The sequence below is a fragment of the Chryseobacterium sp. Marseille-Q8038 genome (assembly GCF_965111995.1).
In genome coordinates, this window is sequence record NZ_CBCOPN010000001.1 from 1236006 (window position 1) to 1253321 (window position 17316).

General features: G+C 35.1%; 17 protein-coding genes and 1 tRNA gene. 2 read left to right on the plus strand and 16 right to left on the minus strand.

Features of this window, described 5'->3' with window-relative positions; genetic code table 11:
- Positions 1–57 precede the first annotated feature (57 nt).
- Positions 58–462: an NAD(+)--rifampin ADP-ribosyltransferase gene (gene arr, locus ACWPWS_RS05770; protein ID WP_454046889.1), complete on the minus strand. Its 405-nt coding sequence runs from the start codon at positions 460–462 to the stop codon at positions 58–60.
- Positions 463–990: 528 nt separating this feature from the next.
- Here arr and ACWPWS_RS05775 point away from each other — a divergent pair.
- Positions 991–1064 (plus strand) — tRNA-Ala (locus ACWPWS_RS05775).
- 258 nt (positions 1065–1322) lie between these two features.
- Here the strand turns inward: ACWPWS_RS05775 and ACWPWS_RS05780 are convergent.
- The gene (locus ACWPWS_RS05780; protein WP_454045834.1) at positions 1323–4286 is read right to left on the minus strand and encodes a response regulator; all 2964 of its coding nucleotides are present in this window, start codon (positions 4284–4286) and stop codon (positions 1323–1325) included.
- Positions 4287–4437: 151 nt separating this feature from the next.
- The gene (locus tag ACWPWS_RS05785) at positions 4438–5124 is read right to left on the minus strand and encodes a MarR family winged helix-turn-helix transcriptional regulator (protein WP_454045835.1); all 687 of its coding nucleotides are present in this window, start codon (positions 5122–5124) and stop codon (positions 4438–4440) included.
- Between the two features lie 168 nt (positions 5125–5292).
- Here ACWPWS_RS05785 and ACWPWS_RS05790 point away from each other — a divergent pair, with 168 nt between their 5' ends.
- The gene (locus ACWPWS_RS05790; RefSeq protein WP_209784558.1) at positions 5293–5580 is read left to right on the plus strand and encodes a hypothetical protein; all 288 of its coding nucleotides are present in this window, start codon (positions 5293–5295) and stop codon (positions 5578–5580) included.
- Between the two features lie 56 nt (positions 5581–5636).
- Here the strand turns inward: ACWPWS_RS05790 and ACWPWS_RS05795 are convergent, their stop codons facing one another.
- The 13 genes from ACWPWS_RS05795 to ACWPWS_RS05855 all read right to left on the minus strand — a co-directional run bounded on the left by ACWPWS_RS05795 (position 5637) and on the right by ACWPWS_RS05855 (position 17316).
- Complete coding sequence (locus tag ACWPWS_RS05795; RefSeq protein ID WP_209784559.1) at positions 5637–6008, minus strand: response regulator; 372 nt, start codon at positions 6006–6008, stop codon at positions 5637–5639.
- Positions 6009–6026: 18 nt separating this feature from the next.
- A complete protein-coding gene (locus ACWPWS_RS05800) occupies positions 6027–6578 on the minus strand; it encodes a chemotaxis protein CheB (RefSeq protein WP_454045836.1) in 552 nt (183 codons plus the stop codon).
- A gap of 27 nt (positions 6579–6605) precedes the next feature.
- On the minus strand, positions 6606–7436 hold the full coding sequence (locus ACWPWS_RS05805; RefSeq protein WP_209784561.1) for a CheR family methyltransferase: 831 nt from the start codon (positions 7434–7436) through the stop codon (positions 6606–6608).
- A complete protein-coding gene (locus ACWPWS_RS05810; protein WP_454045837.1) occupies positions 7437–7802 on the minus strand; it encodes a response regulator in 366 nt (121 codons plus the stop codon).
- A 15-nt stretch (positions 7803–7817) separates the two neighbouring features.
- The gene (locus ACWPWS_RS05815) at positions 7818–11420 is read right to left on the minus strand and encodes a response regulator (RefSeq protein ID WP_454045838.1); all 3603 of its coding nucleotides are present in this window, start codon (positions 11418–11420) and stop codon (positions 7818–7820) included.
- Positions 11421–11425: 5 nt separating this feature from the next.
- The gene (locus ACWPWS_RS05820; protein ID WP_209784564.1) at positions 11426–12901 is read right to left on the minus strand and encodes a hybrid sensor histidine kinase/response regulator; all 1476 of its coding nucleotides are present in this window, start codon (positions 12899–12901) and stop codon (positions 11426–11428) included.
- A gap of 327 nt (positions 12902–13228) precedes the next feature.
- Positions 13229–13528 (minus strand): hypothetical protein, encoded by a 300-nt coding sequence (locus tag ACWPWS_RS05825; RefSeq protein ID WP_454045839.1) that lies wholly within the window; start codon positions 13526–13528, stop codon positions 13229–13231.
- A gap of 128 nt (positions 13529–13656) precedes the next feature.
- The gene (ribA, locus tag ACWPWS_RS05830) at positions 13657–14247 is read right to left on the minus strand and encodes a GTP cyclohydrolase II (protein WP_454045840.1); all 591 of its coding nucleotides are present in this window, start codon (positions 14245–14247) and stop codon (positions 13657–13659) included.
- 24 nt (positions 14248–14271) lie between these two features.
- Complete coding sequence (locus tag ACWPWS_RS05835) at positions 14272–14820, minus strand: lipocalin family protein (RefSeq protein WP_454045841.1); 549 nt, start codon at positions 14818–14820, stop codon at positions 14272–14274.
- The gene (locus tag ACWPWS_RS05840) at positions 14810–15499 is read right to left on the minus strand and encodes a lycopene cyclase domain-containing protein (protein ID WP_454045842.1); all 690 of its coding nucleotides are present in this window, start codon (positions 15497–15499) and stop codon (positions 14810–14812) included. The genes ACWPWS_RS05835 and ACWPWS_RS05840 overlap by 11 nt, the downstream gene beginning before the upstream one ends.
- On the minus strand, positions 15496–15948 hold the full coding sequence (locus ACWPWS_RS05845) for a sterol desaturase family protein (protein WP_209784569.1): 453 nt from the start codon (positions 15946–15948) through the stop codon (positions 15496–15498). Before ACWPWS_RS05845 ends, ACWPWS_RS05840 begins: the two co-directional genes overlap by 4 nt.
- 1 nt (position 15949) lies before the next feature.
- Positions 15950–16417 (minus strand): SRPBCC family protein, encoded by a 468-nt coding sequence (locus ACWPWS_RS05850; RefSeq protein ID WP_454046890.1) that lies wholly within the window; start codon positions 16415–16417, stop codon positions 15950–15952.
- A gap of 62 nt (positions 16418–16479) precedes the next feature.
- On the minus strand, positions 16480–17316 hold the full coding sequence (locus ACWPWS_RS05855; RefSeq protein WP_454045843.1) for a phytoene/squalene synthase family protein: 837 nt from the start codon (positions 17314–17316) through the stop codon (positions 16480–16482).

Consider the following 17316-nt stretch of genomic DNA (forward strand, 5'->3'; position numbering starts at 1 on the left):
AGTTTTATGAGTACAGTCATAATGAAACATTTTCCCAATTAACCGGATAAACAAAGATTAATTGATAATGTCACCCTTACTATTTTCTAATTTTTCGCGAAACTTCTGAAGATCTTCAGGCTTGGGTCTGCTCCATTCTGTGATCTCTCCTATGATTTTCAAAGGCATTTCGGAACGATAAGAACGGGTGGGATTTCCTGGAAATTTTTTATCTGTTACATTGGGATCATTTTCGAAATTCCCTGTTGGCTCTACAATATAAACCCTTTCTGCTCCATCCCCTTTTGCCAGTGCTGCAGCAAGACCTGCTCCTTGGGTGAAAGCGGTGAAGTAAATATGATTCATTTTAAATTCTGACTTATAATTTGAGTTTCCGCCAGCGGTCAACAGATCTCCAATCTGCAAGTCAGCTTTTGTTCCGTGGTAAAAAGGGCCTTTGTCAGACGGATGGTTTTTAAACAATTCCGACAACTCAGCATTCTTTTTTGAATTTTCATGATCTCCTGAGTTCTGATAGCATTGGGAAATATTCAGATAAAGAGAAGGTAAGGCACTTTTAACAGTATCATCATTAATTTTTAAGGCAAACGCTAAGGAAATTTCAAGCCACTTTAACTTATCTTCCACCCTTTTCTGATGACGTGATACATAATGAGATGTCAGAAACTTTTCATGGTCATCCGAAGCTTCTTTCCAGGCTTGTAAAAATAGTCGAGTCGCTTCTTCAGGCATTTCTTTCTCTTCAAAGCTCATTCCTTGCAAACAAAGCTTAATTACTGGATTAAAAGGAGAAAATTCCATGTTTTATTTTTTTCAAATCTAGGGTATTCTGTTGGAAATCTTTTGCTTAAGAGCAGATTTATATTTTAAAATCTATTAGTAAACCAAAAACTGTTCTTATTATCTTTTAATTTTCACCTAATAAAATCAACAAAATATTTGCAAATATCAATTAAATACTTACTTTTGTACCGCTTTAAAATAAAAGACGGGGGATTGGCGCAGTTGGCTAGCGCGTTTGACTGGCAGTCAAAAGGTCACGGGTTCGAATCCCGTATTCTCCACTGAGTGTATTTGAAAAAGTCTTCAAAATGCGCTAAAAGCTGATTAATCCTGCAAAATTTAATTTTTTGCAGGATTTTTTTTGAACGAGAAAATGCAGATTTTTCAAATAAATTCATAAACTTTGATTTTCATTTATGGATGAAGCTTTTCGGCTACTTGGGTAATATCGATATAGATAAAGGTTACATCTGATACATTTAAAATATATTGTGCATATGATTAACAGAAGAAATCGAGCTCCATTTTTTTCATAAGTCCTAAATACTAATATATTTTTTGAGTACTTCAACAAGGTCTGTCTTTCTTAAAGGTTTGGGAAGGAAATCATTCATTCCGGCTTCAAGACACTTTTCTTTTTCGCCCAGGACATTTCCTGCTGTAACGCCTATGATAGGGATATGTTCGTATCCCGGCAGCAATCTGATATTTCGGGTGGCATCAATACCACTCATTATCGGCATCTGCACATCCATCATTATAATGGAAAACTGCTTTTTCTTACATTCCTCCAAAGCCTGCAGCCCATTGACCGCTTCCGTTAAAAGTATATTGGGAGCAAGAGACTTCATCATTCTATTATTCAGGACCATATTCACTACGTTATCATCAACCAGAAGCACTTCTAATTCTGAGGCAAATGAATGCGAAACTTTCTCAGATTGATCCTTATTAATTTCTACTGCAAAACTTTGGTCTACCTTTTTTAAAGTTTTGTATAGATCATGTGATTTGATGGGTTTCAACAGTAAATGTGCATTTTCTATTTTCCTGACTGAATTAAGGATGCTAAGTTCTTCAGAAGAAGAAGAAAGTACAATAAACGGGGAAGTCTCTTTTCGCTCATTAAACAACCCTGTTATTTTATCTATTGTTTCCAATCCGGACATAAGAGGCATATGATAATCCATCAGGATCACATCGAACCGTTCACCTTTTAACAGGATCTCTAAGGCTTCCATTCCATTAGAAGCCAAGGTAGACTTTATATTTTTATAGGTAAGCATATGCTCAAGAATGATTCTGTTGGTTTCATTATCATCAACTACTAAAGCCGTTTGAATACTAATTTCCTCTTCCTCCCTCAATTGAGGGATCTCGTAAGGAATCTCAATGTCAAAGAAAAATACAGAACCTATTTCCTTTGTGCTGCTCAGCGACAAATGGCTTCCCATATATCCCAGGATATTGTTCGAGATCGTAAGGCCCAGACCTGTACCACCATATTGTTTACTGATTGAACTGTTTTCCTGAGTAAAGGCATCAAAAATATACTTTTGTTTCTCAACAGGGATACCGATCCCCGTATCTCTTACCGAGAAGCGCAAAGCAATAGTATTATCATCCATGCGCAATTTCTCCACCTTTAGCTCGATCTCTCCTTTTTCTGTGAATTTTACAGCATTCCCCAGAAGATTGATCAGGATCTGTTTTAACCTTCCTTCATCCATAAAAAGTATTTTTGGAAGACCAGGTTCGATATTGAGAAGAAGTTCGATATCTTTTTTCTGAGATTGATAAATAATAACATTTATAACCTGGCTCAACATATCATAAACATCGCATTTTTCAATTAAAAGCTCTAATTTTCCGGATTCTATTTTTGAAAAATCCAAAATATCATTGATGATGCTAAGCAGGTTTTCCCCTGACTCATTGATGTAATTCAGATATTGCTTCTGTGTTTCATTCAGTGGTGTGGTGAGGAGAAGGTCTGAAAAACCAATAACTCCGTTTAAAGGAGTTCTGATCTCGTGACTCATATTGGCCAGAAATTCAGATTTTGCTTTGCTGGCTGTATCTGCCGCTTCCTTGGCATTTTTCAGTTCTTCATTTATCTGCACAGCATTTGTAATATTCTGGATGGAAATAATTACACCTCCTACTTCATCTTTTGTAAGATACCAGGGACCTACTTTAAGGTCGTAATGCTGAATTTCTTCTTTTCCTTCCACCTTTAGCATAAAGTCACTGTTGATGTACGTTTTTCCCAAAAGCGCATTGTCATAGATATCTTTTCGTTCTTTGGGTATATTAGGTGATATCGCAAAAAGGTTATTACCGATAAGATCTACATTATTCATACTAAATTCCTCTCTCCATCTGCTGCTTACAGCAACATAGTTAAGATCTTTATCAAACATCGCCAAAGGAACAGGCACATCAGTGGCAAAAGACTTCATTATAGCCTCCTTTCGGGTAGCCTCCAGAAACATTTTTTTGAAGGCATCAATGTCCTGAATGATTCCGAAAACCCTTTTACAGGTATCATCTTCAAATTCGGGAATGCCTTTTACTCTTACCCAAATCGTAACACCATCATTACGCAGAAGCTGAAGTTCCTCATCAAAAGGAATTCCTTCTTGTATTGCCTTGTTAAAAAGATATTTTATTCTCTCCCTGCTTTTTCCTTTGTAAAATTCAAAGGCACTTTCGAAAGTAGGCTGGAGACCATCTTTTAGTTTGTGAATTTCTCTTGTACTTTGAGACCAGAAGAGCTTTCCTGTCTTCATATTGGCTTCCCATCCTCCCACCTGGGCAACTGAGCTTGTTTCCTCAAGCATTTCCTTCGTGTAAAACAGATCTTTTTCTAACTTACCGCGCCGGATAAGGTCAGATTTTAGTTGTATATAAACAAAAATAGTTACACCAATAGCGGCAATGGCAGAAAAGACGATTAACAAAACGGTCCTATTGGAGGACTTGTTCAAATCTTCATTTTTTATGGCAAGTTGGACTTCCTCATTTTTTACAAATTTCTGAACGAGCATGCGGCATGTGTCCATAGCCTCCTTATTTTGTAGAAGTTCTTCCGGACTCATTACTATTCCCTTTTTTCGATTCTCAATAAGCACGACATATTCCTTCATCACCATTTCTGAAGTACGCAGCAGTTCATTGAGAACATTAATCTGATCTTCATCACTAAGATTAAGTCTATCTTTACTAGAAACAAGCAACGGATATTCCTCCCTGCTTTTATTGAAAGGCTCAAGAAAATCTTCCCGTCCGGTAAGCTGATATCCCCGATTTCCCGTCTCAGCATCTAAAAGAATGTTTAAAATATCTTTTGTTAAGCTTATAGATTCCTTACTTTTTAAGAAGTCTTCCCTATTCTCCATCTGCTTATGTATGCTAATGTAAGATGCTATGGAACTAGCAATCAGAAGTATCAAAGAAATCACTACTCCTATTTGAAGATTTCTTATAATTTTTTTCGGCATTGAATAGTATTTTTGCAATAAAATACTAAAAATAGGTCATTTTATAATATTAACAAATTAATTTAAAAATTTGTCAGCAGATATTGAAAAATGGGTATAATTTAAGTGGTTTAAAGATAGAGTGCCTTTCATGAATGTATTAATTTAAATACTAAGAATCCATAAATACATACTCATCATTTACCGTATCGATAAGCTGGTCAGAATTAATATTTCTTGAAAAAATGGGATAATGAAAACGATCCAGTTTATTAAGAATACGTATAAGATCCATCTTCTCATAATAAGTGAGATTTCCTGCAACGATATTGGTAGCTTGCCGGATTTTTTCCATTTGATTTTCTAAGATCTGCAATCCTCTTCCGGTAATACGGATTAATTTACTGCGTTTGTCTAACTCAGAATCTGTCTGTTCTACAAGTCCCTGCCTTAAAAGCCTGGCTATAATAAGCATACCTACAGGTTTATCATGGATATTTCTTTTGATAAGAGCCATTTTTGTCATCTCTCCAAAAGCCTTAAGATTTATCAGGTAAATAAAGTCTTCCTGAGTAGAAAATTCAGAATCGGAGATGGCTGATTTCGAGTAGGTTTTCGCATATCGGTTAAGATGAACAAGCAATGTACTTATGGCACTTTCCGCAGTTCTTCCGTTCTCTTTACCTTCCCAATAAGGTTCTTCGAAATGTTCTTCACGATGAACATTCTCCTTGTTAGAAATCCAATCCTTAAACCCCTGAATAGTTTCCGGATATAAACCGGGAGAGGTATGAATTTCTGTTTCAAATTCCTGCAGCAAGTCAATAGAATCTTTAATAAGCTTGTAATCCATTTTCATTAAAATAGTTTACAAATATACCTAATTTTAGATTATAATTGTTCCCTGATCATATAAAATAAGAACAATTTTGCAACGAATTCAGAATGATAATTTCCTTATTCCGAATTCTTAAAATCTTTTATACGGCATAAAACTTGTTGAGAATAAATAATTATAATAATTGTTATGGACCGAATAGAAAGCCAACCATTACATTTAAAAAACGATAAAAAAATAATTGATAAATATTTCAATTTAGTTATTAAAAAGGAATTGAATATTGATGTCAATGCCAGCACTGAATATGTAGTGGTTCAGAATATTGTTTCAAAAAAATTAATTCTTGTCAAAACATTTTCGGACAGCACCATAGAAAATCCATCATTGTATCTTTTATTATCTTCTTTAATCCAGCAAATCAACACCTGTTCGTTAACGAAAAGACAGATTATTACAGTACTAGAAAAAAAATAAAAAATCTCTCAACGTTTTGTTTTGAGAGATTTTATTGATGAACTATTGAGTATCTGTTATGCAGGTTCTTGTATATGTTTTGCTACCATTGCTTCAAGATCATCCAGGTTAAATGGTTTTGAAACATAATCATCGGCACGGGCTTCTGATGCCAAAGCCACAATATCATTATTCGCCGTAACATAAATTACCGGAATGTGTTTAAATGCTTCCGTACTTTTAAGAAGTTTTGTAGCTTCTACACCTCCAATTTTTGGAATCCAGTTATCCATCAAAATAACATCCGGCTGATAATCTTCTACTTTCTCAAGAATATCATGTGATGTTTCGGAAATTCTGACTTCATACCCGTTTTCTTCAAATATAATGGTGATTACTTCTAAAATAGCTGTATCATCATCAAAAATTAAAATTTTCTTTTTACTCATATTATTTATATTCTTACATTATAACTGTTTTATATAACTCGCTAAAGTATCAGGCGTGATAATTAAATCATAATCAATTTCTTCTATAGCATGTCTGGGCATATAGTCTACTTCTGCGGTTTCCGGATCCTGAATCCAGACTTTTCCGTTATGCTTTTTGATATATCCTAACCCTTCCACTCCATCAGCATTAGCCCCTGATAAAAGGATACCAATCACATTTTCGCCATAGATCTCTGCTGCAGATCTGAATGTCACATCTATAGAAGGACGGGAATAATTCATTTTTTCGGAGCTATCTAATGACATATTTTTATTATTCTCAAACAATAAATGATAATCAGCAGGAACAATATATATTTTATTTTCTTCCAGCTCTGTTTTATCTTCAACCTCCACAACAGCTATTCTTGTAAACTGCTGCAGTAATGTCCTAAGAATATCTCCAGATTGTGCCTTACGGTGAATCACCAATATTATGGGAATATGAATTTTATTATCCAGATTTTTAATCATTTCAATAATAACCTGCAGACTTCCCGCAGATCCTCCGATAACAATTAATTTCATATTGGTTTGTGAGTTCATCGCAGTAAATTAATGGTGGTCAATTTTCTTCCAGATCTTCTGGTCTTCCATCTGATGATAATTCTTGTCAATAGTAGAAAACCGAAGGGTCTCTTTTGCTCCCAGCGCAAGAAAACCCAAATTCTCAAGGCTATTATCAAAAAGCCTGAATACTCTTTCCTGAAGATCTCTGTCAAAATAAATCAGGACATTTCTGCATACAATCAGTTGAAAGCTATTAAAAGAACTGTCTGATACAAGATTGTGAGTTGATAAAATTAATTTTTCCTGCAGGCTTTTATCAAACCTTACGCTATCGTAATTAGCTGTATAATAATCAGAAAAATCTTTTATACCACCGGAAAGCATATAATTTTCTGAATAAAGTTTCATTTGCTGTAAAGGAAAAATACCTGCTCTTGCCGTTTCAAGAACTGCGGGATTAAGGTCGGTACCATAAATCAAAGACTTATTATAAAGACCGGCTTCTTTAAGCAGGATAGCAATAGAATAAGCCTCTTCCCCGGTTGAGCAGCCTGCAATCCAGATTCTGATTAGTGGATAAGTGCCTAACTGAGGTAATATTTTCTCCCGTAAGGTTTTAAAAAAAGAGGGATCTCTGAACATTTCCGTAACATTCACTGTAACTTCCTCTACAAAGCGTTTTAAATATTCAACATCATTTATAATGGTGTATCTGAGCTCTGCAAAGCTTGTAAACCTGTCCAAGAGGCATATACGGTTAACTCTTCTTTTAAAAGAAGCTCTGCTGTAGCCAGAAAAATCATAGCCATACAGATCGTAAACATCTCTGATGAGATATTCTATTTCTTCATCTTTTACGATACTTGGTTCCAGCATCTATGAAATTTTTTCTATTGCCATTATTAAAAGATCTACATCAATCGGTTTTGAAATATAATCATCTGCTCCTGCTTCCAAGCATTTCTGACGGTCTTCGGGCATTGCCTGTGCAGTGACCGCAATTACAGGAACATGTTTGATTTCTGAAATATTTCTTATCATCCTGACTGCTTCATAGCCATCTATTCCCGGCATCATCATGTCCATCAGAACAATATAAGACTGGGAACCGGATTTCAGGGTTTCTAAAGCCTCCTGAGCCATTGTACAGGATTCAACTGTATACCCACGCGCTTTAAGAGTTAATTTCAATGCAAATATGTTGCGTGGATCATCATCCACGATTAAGATTTTCTTATTCATCAGAATTTTATCTGTTTAACTTTCATACAACCAAACACGAAGGAGTGATAATAACTGATCAATATCTACTGGTTTTGAGATATAGTCCGAAGCTCCTGCTGTAATACATTTTTCACGTTCTCCAATCATAGATTTGGCAGTAATGGCTATAATAGGCAGCTTTTTAAATGCCTGCATTTTTCTTAATTCCTTAATGGTTTCATAACCGTCCATTTCCGGCATCATCATATCCATCAAAACCACATCTACATCTGGATTCTGGTTTATTTGTTCCAGAGCGTGTTTTCCATCCATCGCCACAATTACTTCAACTTTATATTTTTCCAGGGCTTTGGTTAAAGAAAAAATATTGCGTACATCATCATCAGTAATCAATATTTTTTTACCACTCAGAACTTCCGTTAAAGAACCCAGCATTCGGCCTCTGTTATTTTCAGCTGAACCATTTTTCTCTTCTACCAGATGTAAGAATAACCCTACTTCATCCAACACTCTCTGGTAAGAATGTGCTGTTTTTACGACAATAGAATCGGCATACTGTTTTATTTTAAGCTCTTCTTCTTTAGATAAATGGTGTTCAGTAAAAATAATGATCGGAAGATTCTCCAGTCCCTCATAACTTTTAATTGACTCAATGATATGGTAATCATTTCCTTTTGCACTTCCAACATCCAGAATTACACAATCAACCAGGTTTGAAGTCAATGCTTTTACACTATCTTCAACAGTGTGTTCCACGGATAAAGAAATATTAAAATTACTCAGAAAATAGGATAATGCATTGGCATGTTTGGCATTTTCTTCAACAATCAAAACTTTTTGAGGCCCTTTTTGTAATGCTTCTTCAATTTTCCTGAATACATCAGTCATTCTATCAAGCGCTACCGGCTTATTGATAAAATCAACAGCTCCTTTCATAAGACTTTCTTTTTTCACATGCAGGGCAGACATCATGTGGACCGGAATATGCTTCACATAAGGATCGGACTTCAATTCATCCATTACTGCCCAACCATCTTTTACAGGAAGCTGAACATCCAATAAAATGGCATGAGGGTGATATTGCTGAGCTGCTGAAAGAGCATAATCTCCTCTTACCACCACAATACCTTTATAGTCTTGTAAATGAGCATATTTTAATAAAGCTTTTGCAAAATTAGTATCATCTTCAATAATAAGGATAACCTTATCCCCATCCTGAATATTCTCTCTGTCATCCTCTACATCATCAGGAATTTTCAGCGTGTTCAACGGAACAACTTCTCCCTCATCAAGAATGTTCTGAATTTCTTCAACATCTTCACGGATAATCTCTACCAGATCCTGATCAGTTTCGGAATGAGCAATTTCAGTTACGGGATGTACAGGAATTGTAAAACTGAATTCACTGCCTTTATTCACTTCACTTTTCAGAGCTAATTCACCTCCTAAAAGCCTTGCAATTTCACGACTTATTGAAAGTCCGAGCCCGGTACCTCCAAATTTCCTTTTTGTAGATCCATCAGCCTGCTGAAAAGCTTCAAAGATAATTTTTTGTTTATCTTCTGCAATTCCGATACCTGTATCTTTTACTGAAAATATAATAAATTCAGGCTTCTCAGAATGCTTTTTAATATGAAGATCAATGCTTCCTTTTGTTGTAAATTTTAAGGCATTAGACAATAGATTTCTTAAAACCTGATCAATTCGGAGACGGTCACTTTCAATCACTTTCTGGACGTTTGAATCTATCTGAATATTGAATGGAAGCATTTTCTCCTGAAATACAGGACTGAAAAGGTTTTTCAGGTCTTTTACGATGTCTTCAACAACCACCTCCTGATATTCCAGGGTCATTTTGCCGGATTCTATTTTTGCCAGATCAAGAATTTCATCTATTAATGTTAATAAACTTGTTCCTGAACTTTGAATAACTTTAGCAGATTCTACCTGATCTTCATTAAGGTTTTCCTCCGGATTTTCTGCCATTAACCTTGATAAAAGAAGGATTGAATTAAGAGGGGTACGTAATTCATGGGACATATTGGCCAGAAATTCAGATTTGTACTTGGTGCTGAGTGCCAGCTCCTCTACTTTTTTCTGAATCTCATTATTCCGTTCTGCAATTAAATGATTTTTTTCTTCCAGCAATCGTGAACGTTCTTCCAGTTCCGCATTGGCCTGCATTAATTCTTCCTGCTGTACTTTTAATTCTTCTTCCGAGGCCTGAAGTTTTTGGGTCTGAGCTTCCAGTTCAGTATTGAGATTTTCAAGTTCAGAATGTTGTACCTGTAATTCTTCAGACTGTGCCTGGGTTTCTTCCAGGAGCTGTTGTTCTTTTTCTCTTCCTTTCGCAGAATTCAGAGCAATTCCTATATTCACAGAACAATCTTCAAAATAGCTGATTCGGTCTTCATCAAAATTAGAGGTAGATCCCAGTTCAATAACTCCTATTGCATGTCCATCTGCGAAAACCGGTATCAGAACTATTCCATAGATCTTAATGGTACTGCTGGCAAAAGTTACTACAAAATCATCTTCATGAAGATTATTGTATACCTGCGTTTTAGCATTCATGAAAGCCTGCCCTACCATTCCCTCTCCGGGATCAAAGGTTCTTTTCATATTGGCTTCTAACCCAAATGCTTTATTAAGCCTTAGAACACCTTCATCAAAAAGATATAATGAACCATTGATGCAATTTCCATATTCAATCAACTGATATAAAGCTTTATCAGAAACTTCCTTTACCGATTTATTTCCTACAAGGGATTCATTCATTAAAGCAAGTCCTTTCTGACGCCAGTCGCTTTTATTAATTTTATCAAAAGATATTTTAAGGGATTCGGTCATGTGATTAAGAGATTCCACAAGATCTCCGAGATCATCCTCTGCATTATCTACTGCTTTTTCACTATAATCACCATTGGCCACTCTGTTTGCTATTTTTTGAATAGCACTTACACGCCTTGTCATTTCCTGATCTTTATCTCTCAGCATTTTCTCAAGTTCATCTCTCCGGATGAGATCTGCACGCATTTTAAAATAGAAGAATGCAGTTACCACCACTGCTGCCAGTGCAGAAAAAACAATGAACAAGACTGTTGTTTCTGATGAACGTGCTAAATCTTTATTTTTGATTTCAACCTGATTCTCTTCATATTGCACAAAATCTCTTACAATTTTACGGCACTCGTCCATATAAGCTTTACCTGTAACAATCTGCTGCTGGGTCATCACAATTCCTCTTCGTCTGTTTTCCACCAAATTTTCCAGATTATCCATCACTTGGCCGACTGCTATTTTTAATCCGTCCAGTCTTTCCTGTTGATTCTTATCCTTTACTCCAAGTGATTCTACCAGGACCAAAGCTTTAGAATATTCTCTTAGTCCACGCTTGTATGGCTCCAGAAAGTCTTCCCTTCCGGTAAGCTGATACCCTCTGTTTCCTGTTTCAGCATCCAGCAGGGCTACCAGGACATCTTTAACTGCTGTTACAGAACGTCTGCTTTGGGAAAGGCTTTCACGATGGTTCATCTGATTCTGAATACTCCAGTATGAGGCCACTGAGCTGGCTATTAAAATCAGAAGTGAAAGACCTATTCCAAATTGAAGATTTCGTATAATTTTTTTCGGCATGAAAATTAATTTAAAGGTAGGGTGAAATAAAATGTAGATCCCTCATCTACAATACTTGAAACGCCAACATTTCCATGATGCTGTTTAATGATTTCAGCGCAGATAAACAGGCCGATTCCCATCCCCTGGAACTGCAATGAAGATTCTTCTACACGATAGAATTTTTTGAATACTGCATCCTGTTTAAAATCGGGGATTCCAATCCCAAAATCAGTCACATTTACTCTTACTTCCTGGGCTTCATCATCTACAAAGGTGGTCACAATCACCTGGTTATTCTTCGGGGAATATTTAATAGCATTCGTGAGAAAGTTAATCAGTACCTGCTCGATACGGATCTCATCCAACGGAATTAAAATATCTGGTTTTGTTCCGTGACGATCAATTCTAACCTCCCGTTCATCATGGGTCTGTAATATTGTTTCAACCGCATTACTGATTACACTTTCAAGATTAACCGGCTTTTTATTAATCTTCAGTTTTCCATTTTCAATTTTCGATACGTCCAGGAGATCAGTGATAAGGGTATTTAACTTTTCAATCTGGCCCTGAACTTTTGTAACAAATCCTGCTTCCGGACTTTCTTTATCTAATTTCAGCTTTCTTTCCAATAGCTGAACGTATGCTTTAATACTGGTTAAAGGAGTTTTTAATTCATGGCTTGCAATGCTTAAAAATTCATCTTTTTCCTTTTCCACTTTTTTCTGATCATCAATATCAGTAAAGGTTCCTACCCAGTTTTTGATACGATTTTCATCATACACCGGAGTTATTCTCAGCAAATGATAACGGTAATTACCTGAAAATATATTTTTAATTCTGATCTCTAATTCGAGAGCTTTTCCTTTTTTTCTACATCGCTGCAATTCTTCTATGATATCATGATCATCAGGATGCGTTTCAGGAAAAACCTTTTCCTCTTCAGAATACTGGTACCATTTACCATTAACAAAATCAACGATTCCGTCTTCATTAAGTGTAAATGCAATCTGAGGAAGTGACTCCAGCATCAGATGAAAATGATCTATCTGAGATTTCATGGTAACCTGAGATTCGCGTCTTCCTTTCACTTCAAGTTCAAGATTCTGCTGTGTTTTTTTCATCTCAAGATTCTTCTCCTGAAGATTATAGAATGTTTTTACTTTAAGCAGAAGAATTTCAGGATCTACCGGTTTGGTTACATAATCTTTACCCCCCGAAGCGTACCCTTGGGTTATAAATTTTTTATCTGTATTGACTGCAGATAAAAATATAATAGGAACATCTTTGGTTTTGCTGTAATCTGCGAGTGTTTCCGCAACTTCAAAGCCATCCATATCCGGCATCTGAACATCTAAAATAATTAAAGCATAGTCATTCTTCAGCGCTTTACCAAGAGCTTCTTCACCAGAGCCGGCTGTTTCTACCTGAAAGTCTTTAGATTCAAGTAATTTTTGAAGTGAATAAAGGTTACTTTGGTTGTCATCAACAATTAAAATCATAGGAATTAAAATCAATAATTAGTTACGGATACTTTAGCTTCAAAAATACTCACAATATTTCGAAAAGCAGTAATTTTTAAAGGATAATCCTTAAGAATTCCATACCACATTTTACATCAAAAAAAATCCCTTGCACAGGGATTGGGATTGTTGATCCTATTTTAGGAAAAACGCTCAAAATTTCAGAAAAAAAATTCTCTATTCATTCTGATATGAACATTATCTATGTAAAATCAACCATATAGAATATTAGTAAACCAAAATCCATTTGTGATCATAAAAAAATGACCAGAACTTTAAAAGGTCTGGTCATTTTTTAAACTAACTTTAATTGGTTTTCTTTTTCCATTCTGCTTTCACATCTTCAGCGGCATCTTTCGTCTTCTCCCAAGCTTCATCAGCCTTATCTTTAATATCTTCCCAAGCATCGGAAACATTAGATTTTACTCGATCCAGCCAGTCTTCCTGAGTTGCTTCCTGATCGTTATCTCTTTTTTCATTGATATAATCTTTAGCTTTATCCGCTAAGTCGCTGATCTTCCATTTTGCCTCATCAGCTGCATTTTTTAAAGAATTTTTTGTTTGGTCTACTGCATTTTCCGCTTTGTTGTAATCTGAATTTTTCATAATATAATATTTTAGTAATTGGTATATAAATAAACAATCACTATGCCTAAAAAACAATTATTCTGTTAAAAAAATATTAAAAAAAATACTTCAATACATAGATCCCTGTTTTACAGCTATTAAGCGTGTTATATTTTTTCAAAGAGATGCCCGAAATAGTTCTTTTTCTTAACGAGATAACTTTCATTTACTTCATTAGAATCAATTTCCAAAGGAATTCTGCGGTTGAGAATGATATCGCTATTCTCTACAGATTTGATTTTATCGGGATTATTCGTTAATAAGTTGATCTCTTTTATATGTAAGATACCCAACATTTCAACTGCGATATCAAAGTTTCTTCCATCAGCAGGAAACCCCAGTTTTAAATTAGCTTCAACGGTATCCCAGCCCTGTTCCTGAAGCTCATAAGCCCTCAGTTTGTTGATGATTCCGATATTTCTTCCTTCCTGACGCAGATAGACAATTACTCCTCCATTTTTAGAGATATATTTCATAGCAGTATCAAGCTGTTGTCCACATTCACATTTTTTAGAATGAAAAATTTCTCCTGTAATACATTCTGAATGAAAACGTACATTTACGACTTTCGTAAAATTTGTATTTTCTGCCACCCAAACCAAATGAGGAGACCAGTCTTCTTCACTTTCCGAAAATGCATATACATTGAAGATTCCGTAGTCTGTAGGGATTTTTGATTGCGCCTGTATTTTAAGCATACTTTCAGATTTTGAGTTGATAATTTATTTGTCAAACGGACTTTCTTTATCCTGTTTTACCCATATAAGCTTTGAGGTATCGTAACCGATCTCCTGAGCCTTGCTGATGAAACGTTGTTTGATATTTTCAGGAATATTTTTTTCGCGGGAAAGAATCCACAGATAGTCTAAATTTTTTCCGGCAACCAATGCATATTTATAATCTTCAAGGGCAACTACATTATATCCGGCATAAAAAGGCCAGAAAAAACTCACTTTCAGAGCTGCGATATTTTTTTCTCCTCTAAATTTAGCTTTACCATTTACTGAAACCCATTTGTTCTTTTTAAAATTATACCCACTGTTCATTACATTCACGCTTCCGTCCTCATTAAGACTGTACTGAGCCATTGCATTATCAAGATCTTTTTCAAACCGATAGTCAAATCTTGCTATTTCATACCATGTTCCTAAATATCTGTTGACATCAAACTGATTGACAGGCTGAGTATTTTCAGGCATAGACGTACAAGAGGCCAGACTATTTAATAATCCGAAGCTCATTAACAAGATAAAAGTTATTCTATTTTTCATTTTTAGTTATTTTTTTAAAGAAATAAATATTTAATAAAAACTGACTGTATCCATAAACAGCATCCTCAATAGGAATTGTTCCCATTCTTACTCCTAAAAATTCATCAGGATTGTAGTTAACAACCGGCGAAGGAATTAAAGACCCTGTCAGGATTCCATTTACTGCAAAAAAGCCCGGCATCAGAATCAGATATACAAAACTAGCCCTGGCTATCCAATCTTTTTTAGCGATAAAATGCAGATAGCAAAGCGTGAGTATCGTTACCACTACTGTTAATAAAGTATATATTTTCTCATAATAAAGAAGCCCTGCCACACTGAGAACAATAACTGCTGTAAAAACAATAAGATTATTAAAAACACCCACCCACTCCATCTTAAAAAACTTTTCCAGACAGTAGTAAGTAAAAACACAGGCAAATGGAATACAGTAAAAAAACAGCCACTCTTCAATGGGAAGTTCTGCAATTTTAATCCCAAGGGTATAATGAAGATCAAACCACCACACTCCTTTTGCCGTAAACCATATATCCCAAAGAATAAATGGAATGGCTACAATAGTGGATGACAACAAAAATTTTCCGAAAAGCTTATTGAATTGTATCCTTCTGTCAAAAGAAGCCAAAAAGCAGATAATGACAGTGAAAAAATTAATCAGTAAATAAGTATAGTGCATCATTTTTTATTGAAATACATTTTAAAATATTTTACAGGAACCCATAGAAATCCAAAACATTCTCCATCTTCTTTCCCCAAATACTTATGATGTTGTTTATGTGCTCGTCTTATTGCAAGTAAATACGGATTATTTGTTTTGGTAAAAACTTTCGCTCTTTGATGAATAAAAATATCATGAACAAAGAAATAAGCCATTCCGTAAAGACTTATTCCCAGACCGATAAAAAACCAATAACTGAAATTCTGCTTTACTCCCAGATATAATAAAGCAATAGCCGGGCTTGCGAAAATGAAAAAGAACCAATCGTTCCTTTCAAGCTTGCCATCATTGCTATGATCATGATGATCCCGGTGCAGGAACCACAGAAAGCCGTGCATAATATACCGATGGATCAGCCATGTTGCTCCTTCCATTGAAATAAATACTCCCAAAACGATCAGAATATTCATTTTAATTATGTTTATTGTTAAAAAGATCATTGAGAACCCTGTATCTGAAATCAAAAATGCTTCTGAGCTTTTCTTTTACAAATAACTGATGGGCTATTTTACCTAAAACTCCCATTGGAAGTTCATAATCTACAGTATCTTTCATAAGTACTCCGGAACTGTTGGGAATAAATTCATGAAAATGATTCCAGTATTTATACGGACCTTCTTTTTGAAAATCAGTGAAGCTTTTATAGCTTTCTACCTGACTGATCACTGTTTTCCACTTCATCGGAATTCCCAATACGGGAGAAACTGTGTAATCAATCTCCATTCCTTCGAATATAGGTTCATCATTAATCTCTGAAAGAACCACAAAATTCATACTTTTAGGGGTTATTTCAGATAAGTTATGAGGAGATGAAAAAAATTTCCACGCTGCCTCAATATTGCAATTAAGCTGTTGCTCTCTGTATAATCTGTACATTATTTATTCTTTTTTTGAATAGTTCCACAACCTTAAAAAAATTAATCGCTACTACAATTTAAGTATTAGAAATAAGCAGATTTGTAGCGTATATAACTCTTGAATGCTACCAACAGTTTTTGTGAGTTTGCAATTCTTATCCTTTGCTGCAGCATTTTTTGAGAACTTGTTTTTTTTATTTTTTCAAACAGCGACAAGTAGTATCTGTATGCCAGATAAACTCCGAAAATAGATGAATTCGGTAATTTTTTAATTCCCAGTAATGCTTCTTTAAACTCTTCTTCAATCTCTTTTTCAATACAGGCTTTTAATGTATTATCAAATACTGACATATTCATAGACGGGAAATAGGTTCTGCCCAGAATCTGAAAGTCATCTTTGAGATCTCTCAAAAAATTAACTTTTTGAAAAGCAGATCCCAGTTTCATAGCGAAGGGTTTGAGTTTTTCATATTGCTGTTTATTACCTTCAGTAAATATCTGCAGACACATAAGACCTACCACTTCAGCAGACCCATAGATATATTCTTTATATAATTCCGAGTTATAATCAATACTATGAAGATCCATCTCCATACTGTACAAAAACTGACTGATCAATTGTATATCAATATTATACTTACGCACTGTTTCCTGAAATGATTGTAAAATAGGATTGAGTGATATACCATCTTCCAGTGCCTCATAGGTTTCTGTTTTTAATCTATTCAAGAGCTTTTCTTTATCATAACCATGAAAGCTGTCTACAATTTCATCCGCCAGGCGTACATAACCATAAACAGCGTAAACAGCAGGTCTGATGGAAGGCTTCAGTGCCAGTATCCCCAATGAAAAACTGGTACTGTATTTTTGTGTCGTGTACTTACTGACTTCGTAAGACAATTCATCAAACAATTTTTTCAT